This is a genomic window from Paenirhodobacter populi (assembly GCF_004022215.1).
GTDB classification, from domain to species: Bacteria; Pseudomonadota; Alphaproteobacteria; order Rhodobacterales; family Rhodobacteraceae; genus Rhodobacter; species Rhodobacter populi.
This window is the reverse complement of sequence record NZ_SAUZ01000001.1, coordinates 208,966-229,102: the sequence shown is the minus strand read 5'-3', so window position 1 is coordinate 229,102 and position 20,137 is coordinate 208,966. Positions and strand designations below refer to the sequence as shown.

General features: G+C 66.9%; 15 protein-coding genes. 9 read left to right on the top strand and 6 right to left on the bottom strand.

All coding sequences use genetic code 11. The features are described 5' to 3' along the window. Window positions 1-86 precede the first annotated feature (86 nt). Window positions 87-2,417, top strand: coding sequence for a 5-methyltetrahydropteroyltriglutamate--homocysteine S-methyltransferase (gene metE, locus D2T30_RS01005; protein ID WP_128207272.1), 2,331 nt, complete (start codon window positions 87-89; stop codon window positions 2,415-2,417). Between the two features lie 130 nt (window positions 2,418-2,547). Here metE and D2T30_RS01000 read toward each other — a convergent pair whose 3' ends face one another. The 5 genes from D2T30_RS01000 to D2T30_RS00980 are packed head-to-tail and all read right to left on the bottom strand — an operon-like array spanning window position 2,548 to window position 7,075. Further along, complete coding sequence (locus D2T30_RS01000) at window positions 2,548-3,720, bottom strand: ABC transporter substrate-binding protein (RefSeq protein WP_128207271.1); 1,173 nt, start codon at window positions 3,718-3,720, stop codon at window positions 2,548-2,550. Window positions 3,721-3,749: 29 nt separating this feature from the next. Further along, window positions 3,750-4,469 carry an ABC transporter ATP-binding protein gene (locus D2T30_RS00995; protein WP_128207270.1) on the bottom strand — a complete coding sequence of 240 codons (720 nt, stop codon included), beginning with the start codon at window positions 4,467-4,469 and terminating at the stop codon, window positions 3,750-3,752. Then, complete coding sequence (locus D2T30_RS00990) at window positions 4,462-5,211, bottom strand: ABC transporter ATP-binding protein (RefSeq protein WP_128184037.1); 750 nt, start codon at window positions 5,209-5,211, stop codon at window positions 4,462-4,464. Before D2T30_RS00990 ends, D2T30_RS00995 begins: the two co-directional genes overlap by 8 nt. Next, window positions 5,208-6,221, bottom strand: coding sequence for a branched-chain amino acid ABC transporter permease (locus D2T30_RS00985; RefSeq protein WP_128207269.1), 1,014 nt, complete (start codon window positions 6,219-6,221; stop codon window positions 5,208-5,210). The genes D2T30_RS00990 and D2T30_RS00985 overlap by 4 nt, the downstream gene beginning before the upstream one ends. After that, window positions 6,221-7,075, bottom strand: coding sequence for a branched-chain amino acid ABC transporter permease (locus D2T30_RS00980; protein WP_128207268.1), 855 nt, complete (start codon window positions 7,073-7,075; stop codon window positions 6,221-6,223). Before D2T30_RS00980 ends, D2T30_RS00985 begins: the two co-directional genes overlap by 1 nt. A 511-nt stretch (window positions 7,076-7,586) precedes the next feature. Between D2T30_RS00980 and D2T30_RS00975 the strand changes: the two genes are divergently transcribed. Next, entirely contained in the window at window positions 7,587-8,753 is a 1,167-nt protein-coding gene (locus D2T30_RS00975) for a LysR family transcriptional regulator (protein WP_206612839.1), read from the top strand. Here D2T30_RS00975 and D2T30_RS00970 read toward each other — a convergent pair whose 3' ends face one another. Continuing rightward, a complete protein-coding gene (locus D2T30_RS00970) occupies window positions 8,754-9,641 on the bottom strand; it encodes a DUF1932 domain-containing protein (protein ID WP_128207267.1) in 888 nt (295 codons plus the stop codon). Between the two features lie 334 nt (window positions 9,642-9,975). On the opposite strand from D2T30_RS00970, the gene D2T30_RS00965 reads away from it, so the two are divergent. The 7 genes from D2T30_RS00965 (at window position 9,976) to D2T30_RS00935 (ending at window position 20,099) form a co-directional block, all read left to right on the top strand. Beyond that, a complete protein-coding gene (locus D2T30_RS00965) occupies window positions 9,976-10,710 on the top strand; it encodes a PIG-L deacetylase family protein (protein WP_128207266.1) in 735 nt (244 codons plus the stop codon). A 46-nt stretch (window positions 10,711-10,756) separates the two neighbouring features. Beyond that, window positions 10,757-11,725 carry a VOC family protein gene (locus D2T30_RS00960; protein WP_128207265.1) on the top strand — a complete coding sequence of 323 codons (969 nt, stop codon included), beginning with the start codon at window positions 10,757-10,759 and terminating at the stop codon, window positions 11,723-11,725. A 3-nt stretch (window positions 11,726-11,728) separates the two neighbouring features. After that, on the top strand, window positions 11,729-12,400 hold the full coding sequence (locus tag D2T30_RS00955; protein ID WP_128207264.1) for a 4-carboxy-4-hydroxy-2-oxoadipate aldolase/oxaloacetate decarboxylase: 672 nt from the start codon (window positions 11,729-11,731) through the stop codon (window positions 12,398-12,400). Further along, window positions 12,393-13,460, top strand: coding sequence for a 4-oxalomesaconate tautomerase (locus tag D2T30_RS00950; RefSeq protein ID WP_128207263.1), 1,068 nt, complete (start codon window positions 12,393-12,395; stop codon window positions 13,458-13,460). The genes D2T30_RS00955 and D2T30_RS00950 overlap by 8 nt, the downstream gene beginning before the upstream one ends. 287 nt (window positions 13,461-13,747) lie before the next feature. Continuing rightward, window positions 13,748-15,484 carry a sigma-54-dependent Fis family transcriptional regulator gene (locus D2T30_RS00945; RefSeq protein ID WP_241651158.1) on the top strand — a complete coding sequence of 579 codons (1,737 nt, stop codon included), beginning with the start codon at window positions 13,748-13,750 and terminating at the stop codon, window positions 15,482-15,484. Window positions 15,485-15,616: 132 nt separating this feature from the next. Continuing rightward, window positions 15,617-17,761 carry a hydantoinase/oxoprolinase family protein gene (locus D2T30_RS00940; protein ID WP_128207261.1) on the top strand — a complete coding sequence of 715 codons (2,145 nt, stop codon included), beginning with the start codon at window positions 15,617-15,619 and terminating at the stop codon, window positions 17,759-17,761. A gap of 22 nt (window positions 17,762-17,783) precedes the next feature. Next, window positions 17,784-20,099, top strand: coding sequence for a hydantoinase B/oxoprolinase family protein (locus D2T30_RS00935; protein ID WP_128207260.1), 2,316 nt, complete (start codon window positions 17,784-17,786; stop codon window positions 20,097-20,099). Window positions 20,100-20,137 lie beyond the last annotated feature (38 nt).

Sequence of the window (20,137 nt, the reverse complement as noted above, 5' to 3'; positions counted from 1 at the left end):
GTTCATTGGTTCATGAGAACATACCATTTATAATCATGGATCGCAGCCAGTAACCTTCCGGGGACACATAATTCCCGGAGGACATCATGGCGATTGCCGCAAATCTTGGTTTCCCGCGCATCGGCGCGCGGCGCGAATTGAAAACCGCTGTCGAGGCCTATTGGAAGGGCAACCTGTCGGAACGGGATCTGGCGGCCGAGGGCGCCCGGCTGCGCGCCCGGCACTGGCGGATCCAGCGCGATGCGGGGATCGCCTCGATCCCGTCGAACGACTTTTCCTTCTACGATCAGGTGCTGGACACCACGGCCATGCTGGGCGCCGTGCCGGAGCGTTTCGGGTCGCTGCGCGGGACCGTGACGCCGGATCAGTATTTCGCCATGGCGCGCGGGACCAAGGACGCCCCGGCGATGGAGATGACCAAGTGGTTCGACACGAACTACCATTACATCGTGCCCGAATTCACCGACGGTCAGGCGTTCCGGCTTGGCGCGCTGAAGCCGGTCGAGGAATTCCTTGAGGCGAAGGCGCTTGGCATCCAGACCCGCCCCGTGCTGCTTGGCCCGGTGACATGGCTCAGCCTTGGCAAGGCAAAGGATGCGGGTGTCGATCCGCTGGCGCTGTTGCCCGCGATCCTGCCGATCTATGCGGAGGTGCTGCGGCGCCTGCGCGATGCGGGGGCCGACTGGGTGCAGATCGACGAGCCGATTCTGGTGACCGACCTGTCCAGAGCCCAGCGCGATGCGTTGCGCACCGCCTGTGCGGAACTGGCGGGCATCGGGCCAAAGATCATGCTGGCCAGCTATTTCGGCGCGCTGGACGACAACCTTGACCTCGCGCTGTCGCTGCCGACGGCCGGGCTGCATCTGGATCTGGTCCGCGCGCCGGGTCAGGCGGCGCAGGTTCTGGCGGCGGGCACGGACAAGGTGCTGTCGCTCGGCCTGATCGACGGGCGCAATTTCTGGCGCGCCGATCTGGCGAAGGCGCTGGACCTCGCGCAGGCCGCCGCCGGGGGTCATGGCGCCGACCGCATCCAGATCGCGCCGTCCTGTTCGCTTCTGCATGTGCCCGTCGATCTGGCGGGGGAAACGGAACTGGACGGCGAGTTGAAAAGCTGGCTGTCCTTCGCCACACAGAAGCTCGACGAGGTGGTCACCCTGACCCGCGCCCTGAACGGCGCGGATGTTCTGGCGGAACTGGCGGAAAATGCCGCCGCCGTGGCCTCGCGCAGGGTGTCGGAACGCATCCACGACCCGAAGGTCAAGGCCCGCAGCGCGGCCGTGACGGCGGCGGATTTCACCCGCAAGTCCCCCTATGCCACCCGCCGCACGGCGCAGGCCGCCCGGCTGAACCTGCCCGCCTTTCCGACGACCACCATCGGCTCCTTCCCGCAGACCGCCGAGGTGCGCCGCGCCCGCGCCGACCACCGCAAGGGCACGCTGTCGGACGCCGGCTACGACGCCTTCCTCAAGCGCGAGACCGAAGCCTGCATCCGGAGGCAGGAGGCGCTTGGCCTCGACATGCTGGTGCATGGCGAATTCGAGCGCAACGACATGGTGGAATATTTCGGCGAGCAGCTTGCCGGCTACGCCTTCACCCGGCTCGGCTGGGTGCAGAGCTATGGCTCGCGCTGCGTGAAGCCGCCGCTGATCTTTGGCGATGTCTCGCGCCCGAAGCCGATGACCGTGGCATGGTCCGCTTTCGCCCAGTCCCTGACCGACAGGCCGATGAAGGGGATGCTGACCGGCCCCGTCACCATCCTGCAATGGTCCTTCGTCCGCGATGACCAGCCGCGTTCGGAAACCTGCCGGCAGATCGCGCTGGCGATCCGCGACGAGGTGGCCGATCTCGAAGCCGCCGGGATCAGGGCGATCCAGATCGACGAGCCCGCGATCCGCGAGGGGCTGCCCCTGCGCCGGGCCGAATGGGACGCCTATCTGACATGGGCGGTGGAGGCCTTCCGGCTGTCCGCAAGCCCGGTCCGCGACGACACCCAGATCCACACCCACATGTGCTATTCCGAGTTCAACGACATCATGCCCGCCATCGCGGCGATGGATGCGGATGTGATCTCCATCGAAACCTCGCGTTCCGATATGGAGCTGCTCAGGGTGTTCGGCGATTTCGAATATCCGAACGCGATCGGCCCCGGCATCTGGGACATCCATTCCCCCCGCGTGCCGTCCGAGGGTGAGATGACCGGCCTTCTGCGCAAGGCGGCCAGCGTCATTCCCGCCGAGCGGCTCTGGGTGAACCCGGATTGCGGGCTGAAAACCCGCGGCTGGCCGGAAACCGAGGCCGCGCTGAGAAACCTCGTCGCGGCGGCGAAGGCGCTGCGCCGGGGCGATCTCTCCCCCCTGCCGATCGAGCGCAAGGCACCGGAACAGACCGGCTGCCTCTGCGGGCACGCGCACGCCTGATAGGCGGCAGGCCCGGCCCCCCGATATCAGATCTCCGGGGGGCCGGAGCGCCCCGCTCCGGGAACATGAACGGCCGGACGGCGGATCGGCCACGGGTGAGCCACGCGGAAACAGCCGGCGATCCCGTGCCTCAGTGCGTCGGGTCCTTCACAGCCTCATAGGTCCTGAACTCGACATTGTAGAGTTCCCCCTCCACACGCTTCACCTCGCGCATGTAGATGTTCTGCACGATGTCGCGCGTGTCCGGATCGATCGACACCGGGCCACGCGGACTGTCGAGTTCCGCCCCCTTCGCCGCCGCCACGAACACATCGCCCGAGGCATCCCCGCCGGTCTTGTCCAGCGTCTTGTAGATCAGGTCGATCGCGTCCCACGCGCTCACCGCCACCATGTTCGGCCGCATCCCGTTGTTTTCCTTTTCGAACGCCGCGACAAAGGCCGCGTTCTGCGGCGAATCATGGCTTGCCGAATAGGGCCCGCCCGAAATCACCCCAACCGCCGGATCGCCCATGCTGTTCAGGATGTCGTCATCGGTCACATCCGCCATGGCGACGACCTTGATCCCCGATTTGTCGAGACCGCGTTCCACGAACTGCTTCATGAACGCGGCCCCCGCGCCCGTGGGCACGAAGACGAACAGCGCATCGGGCTTCTTCTCGACCACATGCTGCAGGAACGGCGCGAAATCCGGGTTGGCAAGCGGCACCTTGAGATGATCGATGACCTGTCCGCCATGCGCCTCGAGCGATTTGGTGAAGGCCGCATCCGCATCGTTGCCCGGTCCATAATCCGATACGATGCTGATGAAGGTCTTCGCATCCCCCTCTTCCGGCGCCCATTGGCCGATCACGGCGGCCATCTGCGGCGTGGTCCAGGAGGTGCGCAGCACATAGGGCGAGGCATCGACGATCGAGGCCGTGGCCGCGACCATGATGATCTGCGGGATCTTGCCCCGCGCCGAGATCTTGGCCGCCGACAGCGCCGCCGGCGTATTGCCGAAGCCCGCCAGGATTGCCGCCTTGTCCTTCGTCACCAGTTCCTGCGAGACGCGCAGCGCCTGTTCCGCCGTGCTGGCATCATCGCGGATGATCAGCTCGATCTTCCTGCCGCCCGCCATATCGCCGTGGACCGCCACATAGGTCCGGATCGCCGCCTGCATCTGCCGGCCATTGGACTGGAAGGCGCCGGTCATCGGCAGCACGATGCCGACCCTGACCACCTCCTGCGCCGAAGCCAGCGCGGTCGTCCCCGCCAGCGCCGCGACGGCCAGACCCGCCGCCAGTATCGTTCTGCGAATAATCATGCGTTTTCCTCCCTGCGCATGGTGAATGGTCAGCCCGCCACGCGGTGGTGGCCGACCCCGAGATGGGTCGCCAGCGCCTCGGCATCCGCCATCAGCGCCGGGCTCGTCCCCGACCAGACCACCGTCCCCCGGTCGAGGATGACGGCCGTGTCGGTGATCTTCAGAATCTTGCGGGCGTGCTGCTCGACGATGATCGCGGCCATGCCCTCGTCGCGGACGATGCGGCGGATGGCGCCGAGCAGTTCCTCGACGATGATCGGGGCAAGGCCCTCGGTCGGTTCGTCCAGCAGCAGGATCTTCGGGTTCAGCACCAGCGCGCGGGCGATGGACAGCATCTGCTGTTCCCCGCCCGAAAGCTGGTTGCCGAAATTCCCCCGCCGCTCGCGCAGGCGCGGGAACATTCCGTAGACCGCGTCCAGCGTCCAGCGGCCCGGCGTCGCGACGCAGGTGATGTTCTCCTCGACCGTCAGCGACCGGAAGATGCCGCGTTCCTGCGGAACCCAGCCGATGCCCGCCCAGGCCCGCGCCTCGGGTGTCAACCGGGTCACGTCGCGCCCCTCCAGCAGCACCCGCCCGCCCATGTGCCGCGTCAGCCCCATGACGGAATTCAGCGTCGTGGTTTTGCCGACCCCGTTGCGCCCGAGCAGCGCCATCGCCTCGCCCTGCGCGACCTTCAGCGATACACCGTTCAGCGCGATCGCCCGCCCATAGCCCGCCGAGAGGTTTTCGATCGTCAGGATCTCACTCATCGCCGCCTCCCAGATAGACTTCCCGGACGCGGGGATCGTTGGCGATCTCCGCGGTCGTGCCTTCGGCGAACAGCGCGCCCCCTACCAGAACCGAGATCCGGCTGGCGAAATTGAACACCAGATCCATGTCATGCTCGATCAGCAGGATCGACACGTCGGACGGCAACGCCGAGATCCGGTCGAGCACCTCGTGCCGGTCGGCCTCGGGCACGCCGGCGGCGGGTTCGTCCATCAGCAGCACCTTCGGCTTCGCCGCGATCGCCAGCGCGATTTCCAGCAGGCGCTGCTTGCCATAGGGCAGGCCCGCGCAGGGCTGGTCGAGCACGCTGTCCAGACCGAAATCCGTCGCAAGCTGCGCGATTTCATCGGCGATGCCCGGCAGCTTGCCCGCGAAGCGCCACCAGTCGCGCCCGTGGCCGCGCCTTTCGCTGATCACGAGCCCGATGCTTTCCGCCACGTTCAGCTTGCCGAAAAGCTGGTTGATCTGAAAGGTCCGGACAAGCCCGCGCGCCACGCGCCTGTCGCGGCGGACCGATGTGATGTCATCGCCGTTCAGGAATATCTCGCCGCTCGTCGGTTTCAGCACCCCGGTCAGCAGGTTGATGAAGGTGGTCTTGCCCGCCCCGTTCGGCCCGATCAGCGCATGCCGCGCCCCGGCTTCCAGACGGAAGCTGACATCCTGCGTCGCCTTGAGCGCGCCGAAATCCTTTCGGAGATTGCGGGTTTCCAGCACGGTGGTCATTGCGCACCCCCTTTCCCGCCGCGCAGCCGCGCCATGACGTCGATGACGAACTGACGCGGACGGTCGCGCCCGACCAGCACGAAGATCACGAGGAGCAAGCCCACCCAGAACTGCCAGTATTGCGGGGTGAAGCCCGACAGCGCATCCTGGATCAGCTTGTAGGCCAGCGCGCCGATCATGCCGCCATACAGATAGCCCGGCCCGCCGATCGTCAGCACCATCAGCCCGTCCGCCGATTTCTGGAACGACAGCACATCGAGCGAGATGAACTGCTGCGTCTGCGTGAACAGCGCCCCCGCGATGCCCGCATAGGCGCCCGACAGCGTATAGACCGCCACCAGCCGCGCATTCACCGGCACCCCCACCGCCGAGGCGCGCAGCGGATTGTCCCGCACCGCCTTGAGCGAATAGCCAAAGGGCGAATTGACCACCAGCCGCGCGATCACGAACAGCACGAACAGCACGGTCAGGCTGTAGACATAGCCGGTATGGCCCTCGAGGTCGAAGTCGAACAGCCCGAGGATCGGGTCGATCCAGATGCCCTGCAACCCGTCCGCGCCACCGGTCAGCCAGGCGGCCTTGTTCGCCACCTCGAACAGCACCGCCGCAACGCCAAGCGTCACCATCAGCCGGGTCAGGTCCGCGCCGCGCAGCAGAAGGAAGCTCGTCGCGAAGGCGATGACCGCGCCCGCCGCCGCGCCGACCAGAAGGCCGCTCAGCGGTTCGCCCGTCACATGGATCGCGTAAAGCCCCGCCGCATAGGCGCCGACGCCATACATCGCCGCCTGCCCGAGCGAGACCACCCCCGCATAGCCAAGGATCAGGTCAAGCGACAGCGCAAGGATCGCCAGCCCCGCGATCTCGGTCAGGATCAGGTGCTGCCCCGGCAGCAGGAAGACCGAGGCCACCGCCAGCAGCCAGAAGGCGATTTCGGCCAGCGACCAGCGCACCGGACGGCGCATGATCTTCACGACCTTCGCGCCATTAGGCGTCATATCCGTCTTCGCCATCACGAGGCCCTCGCGAACAGGCCCTGCGGGCGCACGACCAGCACCACCACGAGGACGGCATAGATCACGAAACCGCCCAGCTCGGGCACATAATATTTGCCGAGCACGTCGGCCACGCCGAGCAGGATCGAGGCATAGAGAGGCCCGGCCATGCTGGACGTCCCGCCGACCGAGACGACGATCAGGAAATAGACCATGAACTTCAGCGGGAAGCTTGGATCGAGGCCGAGGATCTCGGCCCCGAGCGCGCCGCCGAGCCCGGCAAGACCCGAGCCCACCGCGAAAGTCACGGCGAAGACGGTCTTGACCGGAATGCCGACACCGCGCGCGACGCGCCGGTCATCGACGGCGGCGCGCAGGCGGCTGCCAAAGCGGGTGCGCGTGACGGCCAGCTGCAAGGCCAGCGCAAGCACGCCGCAGACCACGATCAGGAAGGTGCGATAGATGCCGATGCCGACGCCGAACACCTCCACCCGGCCGCGCAGGAAATCCGGCAGATGCAGGATCTGCTGCTGCGAGCCCATGAGATAATCGACCCCCGAGACCGCCATGAAGACAAGCCCGATCGAGAACAGCACCTGATCGAGCGGGCTTTTCTCATACATCCGGATATAGAGCGTGCGCTCCAGCACCCAGCCGACCGCCGCCGCGATGACGAAGGCCACCGGCAGCGTCAGCAGAAAGGGCATGCCCAGCCGATTGGTCAGGATGACGGTGGCGTACCCTCCCGCCATGGCAAAGGCGCCATGCGCGAGATTGATGAAATTCATCAGACCCAGCGTCACCGCGAGCCCGCATGACAGGATGAACAGAAGCATCCCATACGCCAGCCCGTCAAACAAAAGCGTTATCATTCCCCCTCCTCGAAAGTCCCCGACCACTCCCCGGTCGTGCTGTCGCGATGGGTCCGACCAGACGGACACCGGCGCGAGAGATGTTCAACGTATCGCATGGGCCGCGCGCAGAAGGTCATTCGAAGTGACGGCCTGCGCATAAGTTGCTGCTATACCGATTCCGATCGGGATGCGGGACGGATCACCCCGCCCCTTTGCGATGCGTCGCGCAGCCCCCGCGGCCCGCCATCCGGGCGCCCGCATACCCCCCGCCCTTCGGCGTCTTGCAGCCTTCCTTCATCCGGGGCAAGCCCGCCCCCTGTGCGAATTCCGGTGCGGTTCCCATTCCGGGCACATCCCAAAACCTGCGACGGCGCCGGAAAGAAACTCCGTTGCCGGCAACGCGCGAATTATCCGCCCCCCCTGCCCGCGGCAACGGTGTGGTGTCGATCCTTCGGCCCGGCGGGACCGAAACAAACCCGTGGCAGCGCCCCGCGCATAAGTTTATACTATTGAACAGAGGAGGATCGGAGTGCAGCCCAGTATTCGTCATCTCAGGATGCTGCGGGCGCTGACCCAGTCGAACTCGGTCACCCGCGCGGCCGAGATCTGCCACGTCTCGCAACCCGCGGTCACGCAAGCGATGGTGAAACTCGCGCAGGAGGCCGGGCAGGCACTGTTCCACCGGAACCCTCAGGGTCTGTTCCTGACCGAGGCGGGGACGATCCTCGCCCACCGGACGTCACGGGCGCTGACTCTGCTGGATGCGGCGATGGCCGACATGGCGCGGGAAATCCGGGTGCAGGCGACATGGGCGCAGCTGACCTCGCTGATCGCGGTGGTGGAACTGGAGAATTTCACCCTCGCGGCGCATCGGCTGGGGCTGGCGCAGCCGACGGTGCATCGCTCGACCACCACGCTCGAACGCTCGGCGGGGGTGGCCTTCTTCCAGCGCACGGCGCATGGGCTGATCGCGACGCGCGCGGCGCAGCAACTGGCGCAGGCCGCGCGTCTGGCGCTGGCCGAACTGGATCAGGCGGGATCGGACCTTGCCGCGCTGAACGGCCGCGAGGTCGGCCGCATCGTCGTCGGTGCGCTGCCGCTGTCGCGGTCGGGCTGGCTGCCGCAGGCGATCCTGCGGTTCCGCGAAAGGCGGCCGAGCTTCCCGGTCGAGGTGATCGACGGCCGCTACGACGAACTGCTGACCGGCCTGCGCCGGGGCGAGATCGACATGATGCTCGGCGCGATGCGCCTGCCCGCTCCGATCGCGGATATCGAACAGCAGGCGCTGTTCGACGATCATGTCGTTCTGGTCGCCCGGCATGGGCATCCGCTTCTGCAACAGCAGCGGATCACCCCCGGGATGCTGGTCGGCTACCCCTGGGTCCTGCCGCGCCACCCGACACCGATCCGCGCACAGATCGACGCCTTCCTCGCGCCGCATCAGCCCAAAAGCGTGGTGGTCACCTCATCGGTCATCATGATGCGCGAATTGCTGTGCGGCAGCGACCATCTGGGCAGCCTGTCGCGCGTGCAGGCGGAACCGGCGGGCGAGGCGCAGACGCTCGCCATCCTGCCGGTCGAGCTGCCGCAATCCGCGCGCCCGATCGGGCTGACCACGCGCCGGGACTGGGATCCGACGCGGGTGCAGCGCGAATTCCTCGACGCGATCCACGCCACCGTGCCGGGGCGGGGCTGATCACAGCCGCTTCAGGACCGCGTCGGCGCGGGCGGCAAATCCCTCTTCGCCCGCCGGCAGGTCCATGTCGCCGATCCGCTGCTGCCAGTCCGCCGTCGCGGCCGCAAGCCCGTTCGGCAGGCCGAGTTCGGCCAGCGTCGCCGCGACCTCGCGCATTTCGGCGGCGCGGCGGCGGCCATGAACCATCATCCGTTCCAGATTGTAGGCCACCTGCTGTTCCCACCGAAGACCCGGGGCCGAGGCCTGCAACGAGGCCAGCACCCGATCCTCCACCCCCGCCCGCCGCGCCGCCAGCAGGCATTCCGCGGTCAGCGCCTCCATCCCCTTGACCATGACCGAGCGGACCATCTTGATCGCCGAGGCGGCGCCCACCGCATCGCCCGCGATCGCCGCCTCCATCCCGAGCGCCGCGAGGACCGGCGCCGCAGCGGCGGCATGGGGACCGGCGATCAGCAGCGGGGTCCTGTGCATCTTCGGGTAGACGGGCGACATGATCGCCACATCGACATAGCGCCCGCCCGCGCCCTCGATCAGCTCCGCCGAACGGCGCTTTGCCCCGGGCGAGCAACTGTTGCCGTCGAACCAGAAGGCGCCCCCGGGCAGATCGGCGGCCGATTGTTCCGCGGCCTCGGTGGCGCGGTCGGCGGTCACCAGACAGAACACCGCCCCCGTGCCCGCAAGGGCTTCGGCCCGGCCCGGCGCCAGCCTCACGCCCGCCCGCGCGGCGCGGGCGCGGGGCAGCGCGGCGGCCTCGGGATCCGCCAGTTTCACGTCCCATGCGCTGATGCGCGGGGCGATGTCCGCGCCCCATCCGGTCGCGAAGGCCTCTGCGGCCTCGCCGAAACCGATAAAGGCAAGATGCGCGGGCAGATGATCGGTCTGTGTCATGGGCTTTCTCCCGGTCCAGCGGATCCGGGATAGCCCATATCCCCGGCGAGGCAAGGCGGCATAGCCATTGCTTATGGCGGCGGTCGCAGTTTGAATTACCCCCGACGGAACGCACGCCCCGGACAGGGGCCGTTCTGTCGCCGACCCATTCTGGTCCGCCCGAATCCGGGTGTCGTGGCGGCGCTCACGGGCAGTCTCCTTGCGGATGAAGGCCCGCCCCACCCCTGCCCGGCAGAGGCTTCATAGCAAAAACTTATCCCTTTTCCCGCGCTTCAAATTTGCCTTCCGCTGCCGTCGGCAGGACATTGCCCGCGACACATCCGGAGGAGAAGCGATGTCCACCAACAAGACCGCTCTGGTCATTTCCGCCCATGCCGCCGATTTCGTCTGGCGCTGCGGCGGGGCGATCGCCCTGCATGCCGAAAAGGGCTATGACGTCACCGTCGTCTGCCTGTCCTTCGGCGAACGGGGCGAAAGCGCTAGGCTCTGGAAAGAGCCGGGCATGACCCTCGACAAGGTCAAGGCCGCCCGCCGGGCGGAATCCGAAAAGGCGGCGAAGGCGCTTGGCGTGCATGACCTGATCGAATTCGATCTGGGCGACTACCCGCTGCATCTGACGCAGGATGACAAGTTCCGCCTCGTCGATGTGATCCGCAAGGTGCAGCCGGCCTTCATGCTGAGCCACAGCCAGTATGACCCCTACAACACCGACCACATGTATGCGACGCAGGTGGCGCTTGAAACCCGGATGATCGCGCAGGCCTGGGGCCACAACCCGGGCGAAAAGGTACTGGGCGCGCCGCAGCTCTACCTGTTCGAACCGCACCAGACCGAGCAGATGGGCTGGAAGCCGGACACGTTCCTCGACATCACCCCGGTCTGGGACCGGAAGCGCACCGCCATCGAATGCATGGCGGGACAGGAACATCTGTGGGACTACTACACCCGCGTCGCCGAAAACCGCGCCAACCATTTCATGCGCAACTCGGGCGGCCAGTCCGGCGGGCGCAAGGCGAAATATGCCGAAGGTTTCCAGTCGGTCTTCCCGCGCACCGTCGACGAACTCTGAATCTGCAAGGGCCGCCCCGCGCGGCCCGTCATCGGGAGGAGACCGCATGACCAATACCGCCACCAATCCGTCCTTCGACCTTGCGCATCTGGCGCATGTCGAGATGTTCACCGACAGGTTCGAGGAAAGCCTCGATTTCTTCACCCGGGTCTACGGGCTGAAACTGTCCGGTCAGGATGAAAACTCCGCTTACCTGCGGGCATGGGACGATTACGAATATGCCACGCTGAAGCTGACGCGATCGGACACCACCGGCGTCGGCCATATCGCCTATCGCGCCGCCTCGCCCGAGGCACTGGCGCGCCGGGTCGTGGCGATCGAGGCCTCGGGATACAAGGTCCACGGCTGGAACGATGGCGACGACAGCCACGGCCCCGCCTTCCGCTTCGAGGATCCCTTCGGCCATGTCTTCGAGATCTACTGGGAAACCCGCTGGTTCGAGGCGCAGACCGATGCCGAACGCGCCGCGCTGAAGAACACCGGATCGGCCTTCACCGGGGCGGCGCCGCGCCGGCTCGACCACCTGAACCTGCTGTCCGGAGACGTGACGGAATTCCGCCGCTTCATGGAAACCTGCCTCGGGTCGCGCGTGACGGAGCTGATCCAGCTCGACAACGGGCGCATCGGCGGCTGCTGGTTCACCGTCAACAACAAGACCTACGACCTCGCCTGCACCGAGGAACACGGCGGCGGCAACGGCCGGCTGCACCACGTCACCTATGCCACCGACCAGCGCGAAGACATCCTGCGCGCCGCCGACATCTTCCTGCAGAACGGCGTGCATATCGAGACCGGCCCCCACAAGCACGCGATTCAGGGCACCTTCTTCCTTTATGTCTGGGAACCGGCGGGCAACCGGGTCGAACTGGCCAATTCCGGTGCGCGGCTGATCCTCGCCCCCGACTGGGAACCCGTCGTCTGGACCGAGACCGAGCGCAGGAAAGGTCAGGCCTGGGGTCTCAAGACCATCGAAACCTTCCATACCCACGGCACCCCGCCGGTGAAGAAAGGATAAGCCATGGCGAAAGTCGTTCAGAACATTCTGCGCGCGGAGGCCTCTGTCATCGCCGGTCTGGCCGAGGCGGGCGTTGCCACCGTGCATGAGGCGCAGGGCCGGATCGGCTGCTTCCAGTCCTACATGCGACCGATCTATCCGGGCGCCCGCATCGCGGGCTCCGCCGTCACGATCAGCGCGCCCCCGGGCGACAACTGGATGGTGCATGTCGCGATCGAGCAGTTGCAGGAAGGCGACATCCTCGTGCTGGCGCCGACCTCGCCCTGCGACAACGGCTATTTCGGCGACCTGCTGGCGACCTCGGCGATGGCGCGGGGCTGCCGCGGGCTGATCATCGACGCCGGTGTGCGCGACGTGCGCGACCTGACGCAGATGGGTTTCCCGGTCTGGTCGAAGGCGATCTCGGCGCAGGGCACCGTCAAGGAAACCCCCGGCTCGGTCAACGTCCCCGTGGTCTGCGCCGGGCAACTGGTCGAGCCGGGCGACGTGATCGTCGCGGATGACGACGGCGTCTGCGTCGTATGCAGCGCGGATGCGGAAACCGTCCTTGCCGCCGCGCGCCGGCGCACCGATGCCGAGGAAGCCAAGCGCAGGCGCCTCGCGGCGGGGGAGCTTGGCCTCGACATCTACGACATGCGGCCGCGTCTGGCGGAAAAGGGGCTGAAATATGTCTGATCCGGTCGCCGACGGCATTCCCTGCCTGTGGATGCGCGGCGGCACATCGAAGGGGGCCTATTTCCTGCGCGACGACCTGCCCGCCGACCCGGCGGAACGGGATGCGCTGCTGCTGCGGATCATGGGCTCGCCCGATCCGCGGCAGATCGACGGGATCGGCGGGGCGGATCCGCTGACCTCGAAGGTCGCGGTGCTGGCGCCGCCGTCGCGCCCGGATGCGGATGTCGATTACCTGTTCCTTCAGGTCTTCGTCGATCAGGCGCTGGTCTCGGACGCGCAGGGCTGCGGCAACATCCTTGCCGGCGTCGGCCCCGCCGCGATCGAGCGCGGTCTGGTTCCCGTCGCGGGCGCGGAAACCCCGGTCCGCATCCACATGCTGAACACCGGCGAGGTCGCGCTTGCCCGGATCCGCACGCCGGACGGGCGGGTCAGCTATTCCGGCGACGCCGCGATCGACGGCGTGCCGGGCACGGCGGCGCCGGTGCCGCTGATGTTCCAGAACATCGCCGGGTCGATGTGCGGGGCGCTCCTGCCCTCCGGCAATGCGGTGGATGTGATCGACGGCGTCGATTGCACCCTGATCGACAACGGCATGCCCTGCGTGATCCTGCGCGCCACGGACCTTGGCCTCACCGGACAGGAAAGCCGCGAGGCTCTGGATGCCGACGCCGCGCTCAAGGCGCGGATCGAGGCGATCCGGCTGAAGGCCGGGCCGCTGATGAACCTTGGCGACGTGACGGAGAAATCCGTGCCCAAGATGACGCTGGTCTCGGCCCCGGCGCGTGGCGGCGCGATCAACACCCGTAGCCTGATCCCGCACCGCGTCCATGCGACGATCGGCGTCTTTGCGGCGGTCAGCGTGGCGACGGCCTGCATCCTGCCGGGCACGCCCGCCGCCCGGCTGGCCGCGGTGCCCGCCGACGGACGCTTTCTGATCGAGCATCCGACAGGGGCGGCCGAGGTGCTGATCGAGCGGGACGCGACCGGCACCGTCACCGGTGCGGGCACCCTGCGCACCGCGCGCAAGCTGTTCGACGGCCGCGTCTTCCCGCGCGATTGACCTTTGCTTCGCCCGGAGGGTTTTTGGCATGCGTTCCCGAAAAACACAGGGCGCGCGCGGCCGATGACCACCGGCAGGCGTCGAAACGGCCTTCTGTCCGGGCCGGCGGTCATCTTCCGCCGGTGAAGGACCGCCTTCCCTCTTCTTCTTGACTCGTGCCGGTCTGACCCGCTTACTGCTGGACGCAGCCTGTGTGATAGGGTCGCAATATGGCGGAAAGCATCCAGAAGGAGGACTGGGAGCGGTTCCGTGCGTTGGGGAGTGTACCCCCCAGCATCCGGGAGGTCGTGCTCAGATCCTGGGTCAGGTCTCGGGACAAGGGTGATCTGATCACCCGTGAACGCGCGCCCAGCGTCGCGTGGGCGGAGCTTGCGGCCCTCAGATCCCGGAACGGGCGGTTGCGCTCGGCGGCGCAGGGGGCCATCGGCTCGGCGGGCTACATGCTCAGCGACACCGGCATGATGGTGCTGCTGTGCGACCGCGATGGCGTCGTGCTCGACGCCTCGGGCGATGCCCGCGTGTTGTCGCGGGGCGAGGAGAACCACCTGCAACCCGGCGGCTGCTGGGACGAAGGCGTGATCGGCACCAATGCCATCGGCACGGCGCTGCAACTGGCAAAGCCCGTCACCATCACCGGCATCGAACATTTCTGCGAGGCGATCCAGCGTTGGTCCTGCGCCGCGGCGCCGATCCGCGATCCGTTCAGCGGGCAATTGCTGGGCGCGGTGGACCTGTCCGGCCCCTCGGGTCAGGATTTCGGCCAGATGGGGGCCTTTTCCGTGGCGCTGGCGCTTCAGATCGAAGAGGCGATCCGCAACGCCGGCCTGCGCGATCAGGCCCGGCTGGTGGAGGAACTGCTGAAGAAGCGCCCCGCCACCACCGGGGACGAGATGCTGATCATCGACCGCGAGGGCCGCGCCGTCTGGGCGAGCCCGGGGTTCGAGCGTCTGGCCGGGCCGCGAAACGGCCTTGTCCGCGATCTGGGGCCGGAACTCATCGGCAACGCCCCGGCGATGGCCGAACGGATGCGGCTGACCATTCCCGATGCCGATGTGGACCTTTTGAATTCCGGGGAGGGGACGCTTGGCATCATCGTGACGCTGCACCAGCCCGGCCGCCGCCGGCCCCGTAACGGCGAGGCCGCGATCAGCCTTGCCGACATCGCCCGCATCGACGAGGAGATGGCCGGCATCTGCCAGCAGGCGCAGCGCATCACCGAAAGCGGCGTGCCGCTGCTGATCAAGGGGCCGGTCGGATCGGGCAAGGAAACGCTGGCCCGCGCGCTGCATGCCGCCGGCCCGCAGGCCGGCCTGCCGTTCGAGATCGTGGATTGCAGCCTGCTCGACCCCGACACGATGCGCCGCAATCCCGGCCATGCGGCGGGCTTTCAGCATCTTGCGGAAACGGGCGGGGTGCTCTGCCTCGACGAACCGGCCGAGACGCCGCGCGCCGCGCAGCCCCTGCTGGCGCAGGCCGTGGCGCATCTGCTGCGCGAGGCGGTGGCCCCGGTGCAGGTGCTGTCGCTGTCCTCGGTCAGCCTCAGCGAGCGGATGGCGCGGGGCGATCTGCGCAGCGACCTGCATTTCCGGCTGGCCGGGGCGATCCTGCGCCTGCCCGCGCTGGCCGAGCGGCAAAGACACATGGCGGCCCTTGTCCGGCATTTCGCCGATCTGGCCGTGCGGGCGCAGCGCGTGATGCCGATCCGCTTCACCCCGGCGGCGATGATGCGGTTGCAGGCGCATGGCTGGCCCGGCAACCTGCGCGAATTGCGCAATCTGGTGGACTCGCTGTCGGCCACCTCGCTCAGCCGCCTGATCGACGTGGCCGACCTGCCGCCGCAGATCGCCAGCCCCCAGCCCCACGCGCGCGAGGACACGCTGCGCGACCGCGAACGGGCCGACATCCTCGACGCCGTGGCCGAGACCGGCGGCAACATGGCCGAGGCGGCGCGGCGGCTGGGGATTTCGCGCTCGACGCTGTATCTCAAGCTCGACCAATACGGCGTGCCGCGGCGCCGGCGCTGACGCGCTGCGTCATCGCGTCCGCAGCATGTCCGGCGCACTGTCCGAAAATAGGACAACCAAGACCCCCCTGCCCGCTGCACCCTGTTCCCATGCCACGGGGAGGTGGCGTCAAGGGAGGAACTTACCGTGCCGTTGGACAAATCCAATCGCCGCGTTCAGGTGCTGGGCATCGACGCCGGCGGAACCATGACTGACACGTTCTTTGTCGACAGCGATGGCGAATTCGTCGTCGGCAAGGCGCAATCGACACCGCAGAACGAGGCGCTCGGCCTGATCGCCAGTTCAAAGGAGGGCCTCGAACACTGGGGCCTGACGCTGGAAGACGCGCTTGGCGAAATCCAGACCGGGGTCTATTCCGGCACCGCGATGCTCAACCGCGTGGTGCAGCGCAAGGGCCTACGCTGCGGGCTGATCGTCAATGCGGGGATGGAGGATTTCCACCGCATGGGCCGCGCGATCCAGGCCTATCTGGGCTTCGCCTACGAGGACCGGATCCACCTGAACACCCATTACTATGACGCGCCGCTGGTGCCGCGCCACCTGACGCGCGGGGTGATGGAGCGGGTGGACATGTCGGGCACCGTGGTGATCCCGCTGCGCGAGGAAACCGCCCGGCAGGCCGCGCACGACCTGATCGCGCAGGATGTCGAGGGGATCGTGATCTCGCTCCTGCACAGCTACCGCAACCCGGGCCATGAACGGCGGGTGCGCGACATCGTGCTTGAGGAAATCGCCGCCTCGGGCAAGACCATCCCGGTCTTCGCCTCGACCGACTATTACCCGGTGCGCAAGGAAACCCACCGCACCAATACCACGATCCTCGAGGCCTATGCGGCCGAACCTTCGCGCCAGACGCTGCAAAAGATCACCTCGGCCTTCAAGGACAACGGATCGAAGTTCGACTTCCGCGTGATGGCGACGCATGGCGGCACGATCTCGTGGAAGGCCAAGGAACTCGCCCGCACCATCGTCTCGGGCCCCATCGGCGGGGTGATCGGCGCGAAATATCTGGGCGAGGTGCTGGGTTACGCCAATATCGCCTGTTCGGACATCGGTGGCACCTCGTTCGACGTGGCACTGATCACGCAAAACGAACTGACGATCCGCAACGACCCGGACATGGCGCGGCTGGTGCTGTCGCTGCCGCTCGTCGCGATGGATTCGGTCGGCGCGGGGGCGGGCAGCTTCATCCGGCTCGACCCCTATACCAAGGCGATCAAGCTCGGCCCCGATTCCGCGGGCTACCGCGTCGGCGTCTGCTGGGAGGCATCGGGGATCGAGACGGTGACGATTTCCGATTGCCACGTCATCCTTGGCTATCTGAACCCCGACAATTTCCTTGGCGGTCAGGTCAAGCTGGACCGGCAGCGCGCCTGGAACGCGATGAAGGAACAGATCGCCGATCCGCTCGGCCTGTCGGTCGAGGATGCGGCGGCGGGGGTGATCGAACTCCTCGACAGCGACCTGCGCGACTATCTGCGCTCGATGATCTCGGGCAAGGGCTCGACGCCCGGGAACTTCGTCTGCTTCTCCTACGGCGGCGCGGGGCCGGTCCATACCTACGGCTACACCGAGGGGTTGGGCTTCGAGGATGTCATCGTGCCGGCATGGGCCGCGGGCTTTTCCGCCTTCGGCTGCGCGGCGGCGGATTTCGAATACCGCTACGACAAGTCGCTCGACATCAACATCGCCTCGGATGCCGGGGACGAGCTGAAGGCCGCGCAGGCGCAGACCCTGCAGGCCGCTTGGGAGGAGCTGAAGGAACGGGTGCTGGAGGAGTTCGAGATCAACGGCTATTCCGCCGACCGGGTGAAGCTGCAACCGGGTTTCCGCATGCAGTATCGCGGCCAGCTCAACGACCTCGAAATCGAATCCCCCATCGGCGAGGCGCATTCCGCCGCGGACTGGGACAAGCTGGTCGAGGCCTTCAACGACACCTACGGCCGGGTCTATGCCGCCTCTGCCCGTTCGCCCGAACTGGGCTATTCGGTCACCGGCGCGATCATGCGCGGCACGGTGCCGATCCCCAAGCCGAAGATCCCCAAGGAAGAGCTTCAGGGCGAAACCCCGCCCGAGGAAGCCAAGCTCGGCACCCGCAAGTTCTACCGCCACAAGACATGGGTGGATGCCCAGCTTTACCGGATGGAGACGCTTCAGCCCGGCAACCGCATCACCGGCCCGGCGGTGATCGAATCCGACGCCACCACCTTCGTCGTGCCCGGCGGGTTCGAGACATGGCTGGACGGCCACCGGCTGTTCCACCTCAAGGAAGTCTGATGTCTCAGGGAGGAGAAACAAGATGAACATGCAATCCGAGGTCAGGACCCGCGGCATCGTGCGCGGCGGCGAGACCCTGAAGGAACACCGCGACCGGCTGATGGAGGCCACGAAGCGGACGAAACACTACGCCGGCCTCAGGACGATGGAGCTGCGCGACAGCGACCCGATCAAATACAACAAGCTGTTCTCGCGCCTGCGCGCCGGGGTGGTGGATGCCCGCGAAACCGCCAAGAAGATCGCGGCCTCCCCCATCGTGGAACAGGAGGGGGAGCTGTGCTTCACCCTCTACAACGCGGCGGGCGACAGCATCCTGACCTCGACCGGGATCATCATCCACGTCGGCACCATGGGCGCCGCGATCAAATACATGATCGAGAATGACTGGGAATCCAATCCCGGCATCAACGACAAGGACATCTTCTGCAACAACGACAGCCTGATCGGCAACGTCCACCCCTGCGACATCCACACGATCGTGCCGATCTACCACGAGGGCGAGCTGATCGGCTGGGTCGGCGGCGTGACGCATGTGATCGACACGGGGTCGGTCGGGCCGGGGTCGATGTCCACGGGTCAGGTGCAACGCTTCGGCGACGGCTATTCCATCACCTGCCGCAAGATCGGCGAGAATGACGAGCTGAAGCGCGACTGGCTGCATGAATCGCAGCGGATGGTGCGCACCACGCGCTACTGGATGCTGGACGAACGCACCCGCGTCGCCGGCTGCCACATGATCCGCAAGCTGGTCGAGGAGGTGATCGCAGACGAGGGCATCGAGGCCTACTGGAAGTTCGCCTATGAGGCGGTCGAACACGGCCGCGTCGGCCTTCAGGCCCGCATCAGGGCGATGACCATCCCCGGCAAATACCGGCAGGTGGGCTTCGTCGACGTGCCCTACGCGCATGAGGATGTCCGCGTGCCGTCCGACTTCGCCAAGGTCGACACGATCATGCACACGCCCTCCGAGATCACCATCCGCGGCGACGCCACCTGGCGGCTGGATTTCGAGGGCTCTTCCCGCTGGGGCTGGCACACCTACAACGCCCATCAGGTCAGCTTCACCTCGGGCATCTGGGTGATGATGACGCAAAGCCTGATCCCGACCGAGATGATCAACGACGGCGCCGCCTACGGGACCGAGTTCCGCCTGCCGAAAGGCACATGGATGAACCCCGACGACCGGCGGGTGGCGTTCAGCTATTCGTGGCACTTCCTCGTATCGTCATGGACGGCGCTCTGGCGCGGCCTGTCGCGCAGCTACTTCGGCCGCGGCTATCTGGAAGAGGTCAACGCCGGCAACGCCAATACCTCGAACTGGCTGCAAGGCGGCGGCTTCAACCAGTATGACGAAATCCATGCCGTGAACTCGTTCGAATGCGCGGCCAACGGGGTGGGCGCCACGGCGCATATGGACGGCATCAGCCATGCCGCCGCCGTCTGGAACCCCGAAGGCGACATGGGCGACATGGAGATCTGGGAACTGGCCGAGCCGCTCGTCTACCTCGGGCGGCAGATCAAGGCTTCGTCGGGCGGCGCGGGCAAGTATCGCGGCGGCTGCGGGTTTGAATCGCTGCGCATGGTCTGGAACGCCAAGGACTGGACGATGTTCTTCATGGGCAACGGCCATATCTCGTCGGACTGGGGGCTGATGGGCGGCTATCCGGCGGCCTCGGGCTACCGCTTCGAGGCGCACGACACCCGCCTGAAGGAGATCATCGCCGAGGGCGGCGCCATCCCGCATGGCGGCGACACCGACCCCGAACACCCGGTCTGGGATGGCCAGTTGCCCGATGCGCGGATCAAGCGCGACAAGCAGGCCATCACCACCGAGGCGATGTTCAAGGACTACGACCTCTATCTCAACTACATGCGCGGCGGCCCGGGCTTCGGCGATCCGCTGGACCGCGAACCGCAGGCGGTGGCCGATGACGTGAACGGCGGCTATCTGCTCGAACGCTTTGCCGAAAGCGTCTATGGCGTGATCCTGACCAATGCGGGCGACGGCATGAAGGGCGTCGACACCGCGGCGACCGAGGCGAAGCGCAAGGCCATCCGCAAGGCGCGGCTCGACGACTCCGTGCCCACGCAGGACTGGATGAAGGGCGAACGCGAAAAGATCCTCGCCAAGGATGCCGGGCTTCAGGTCCAGCAGATGTTCGCGGCCTCCTTCAAGCTCGGCCCGAAGTTCGAGCGGGACTTCCGCGCCTTCTGGTCGCTGCCCGATGACTGGAAGCTGATGGAAGCGGATCTGCCGATCCCCTCCTACGGGCGCGAATACTCGATGGACATCTCGGAACTGCCGGACGTGAAGACGGTCCAGTTCGTCGAGGAATAAACGCCCCCGGCGGCGCCCGCCCCCCGGGTGCCGCCCTC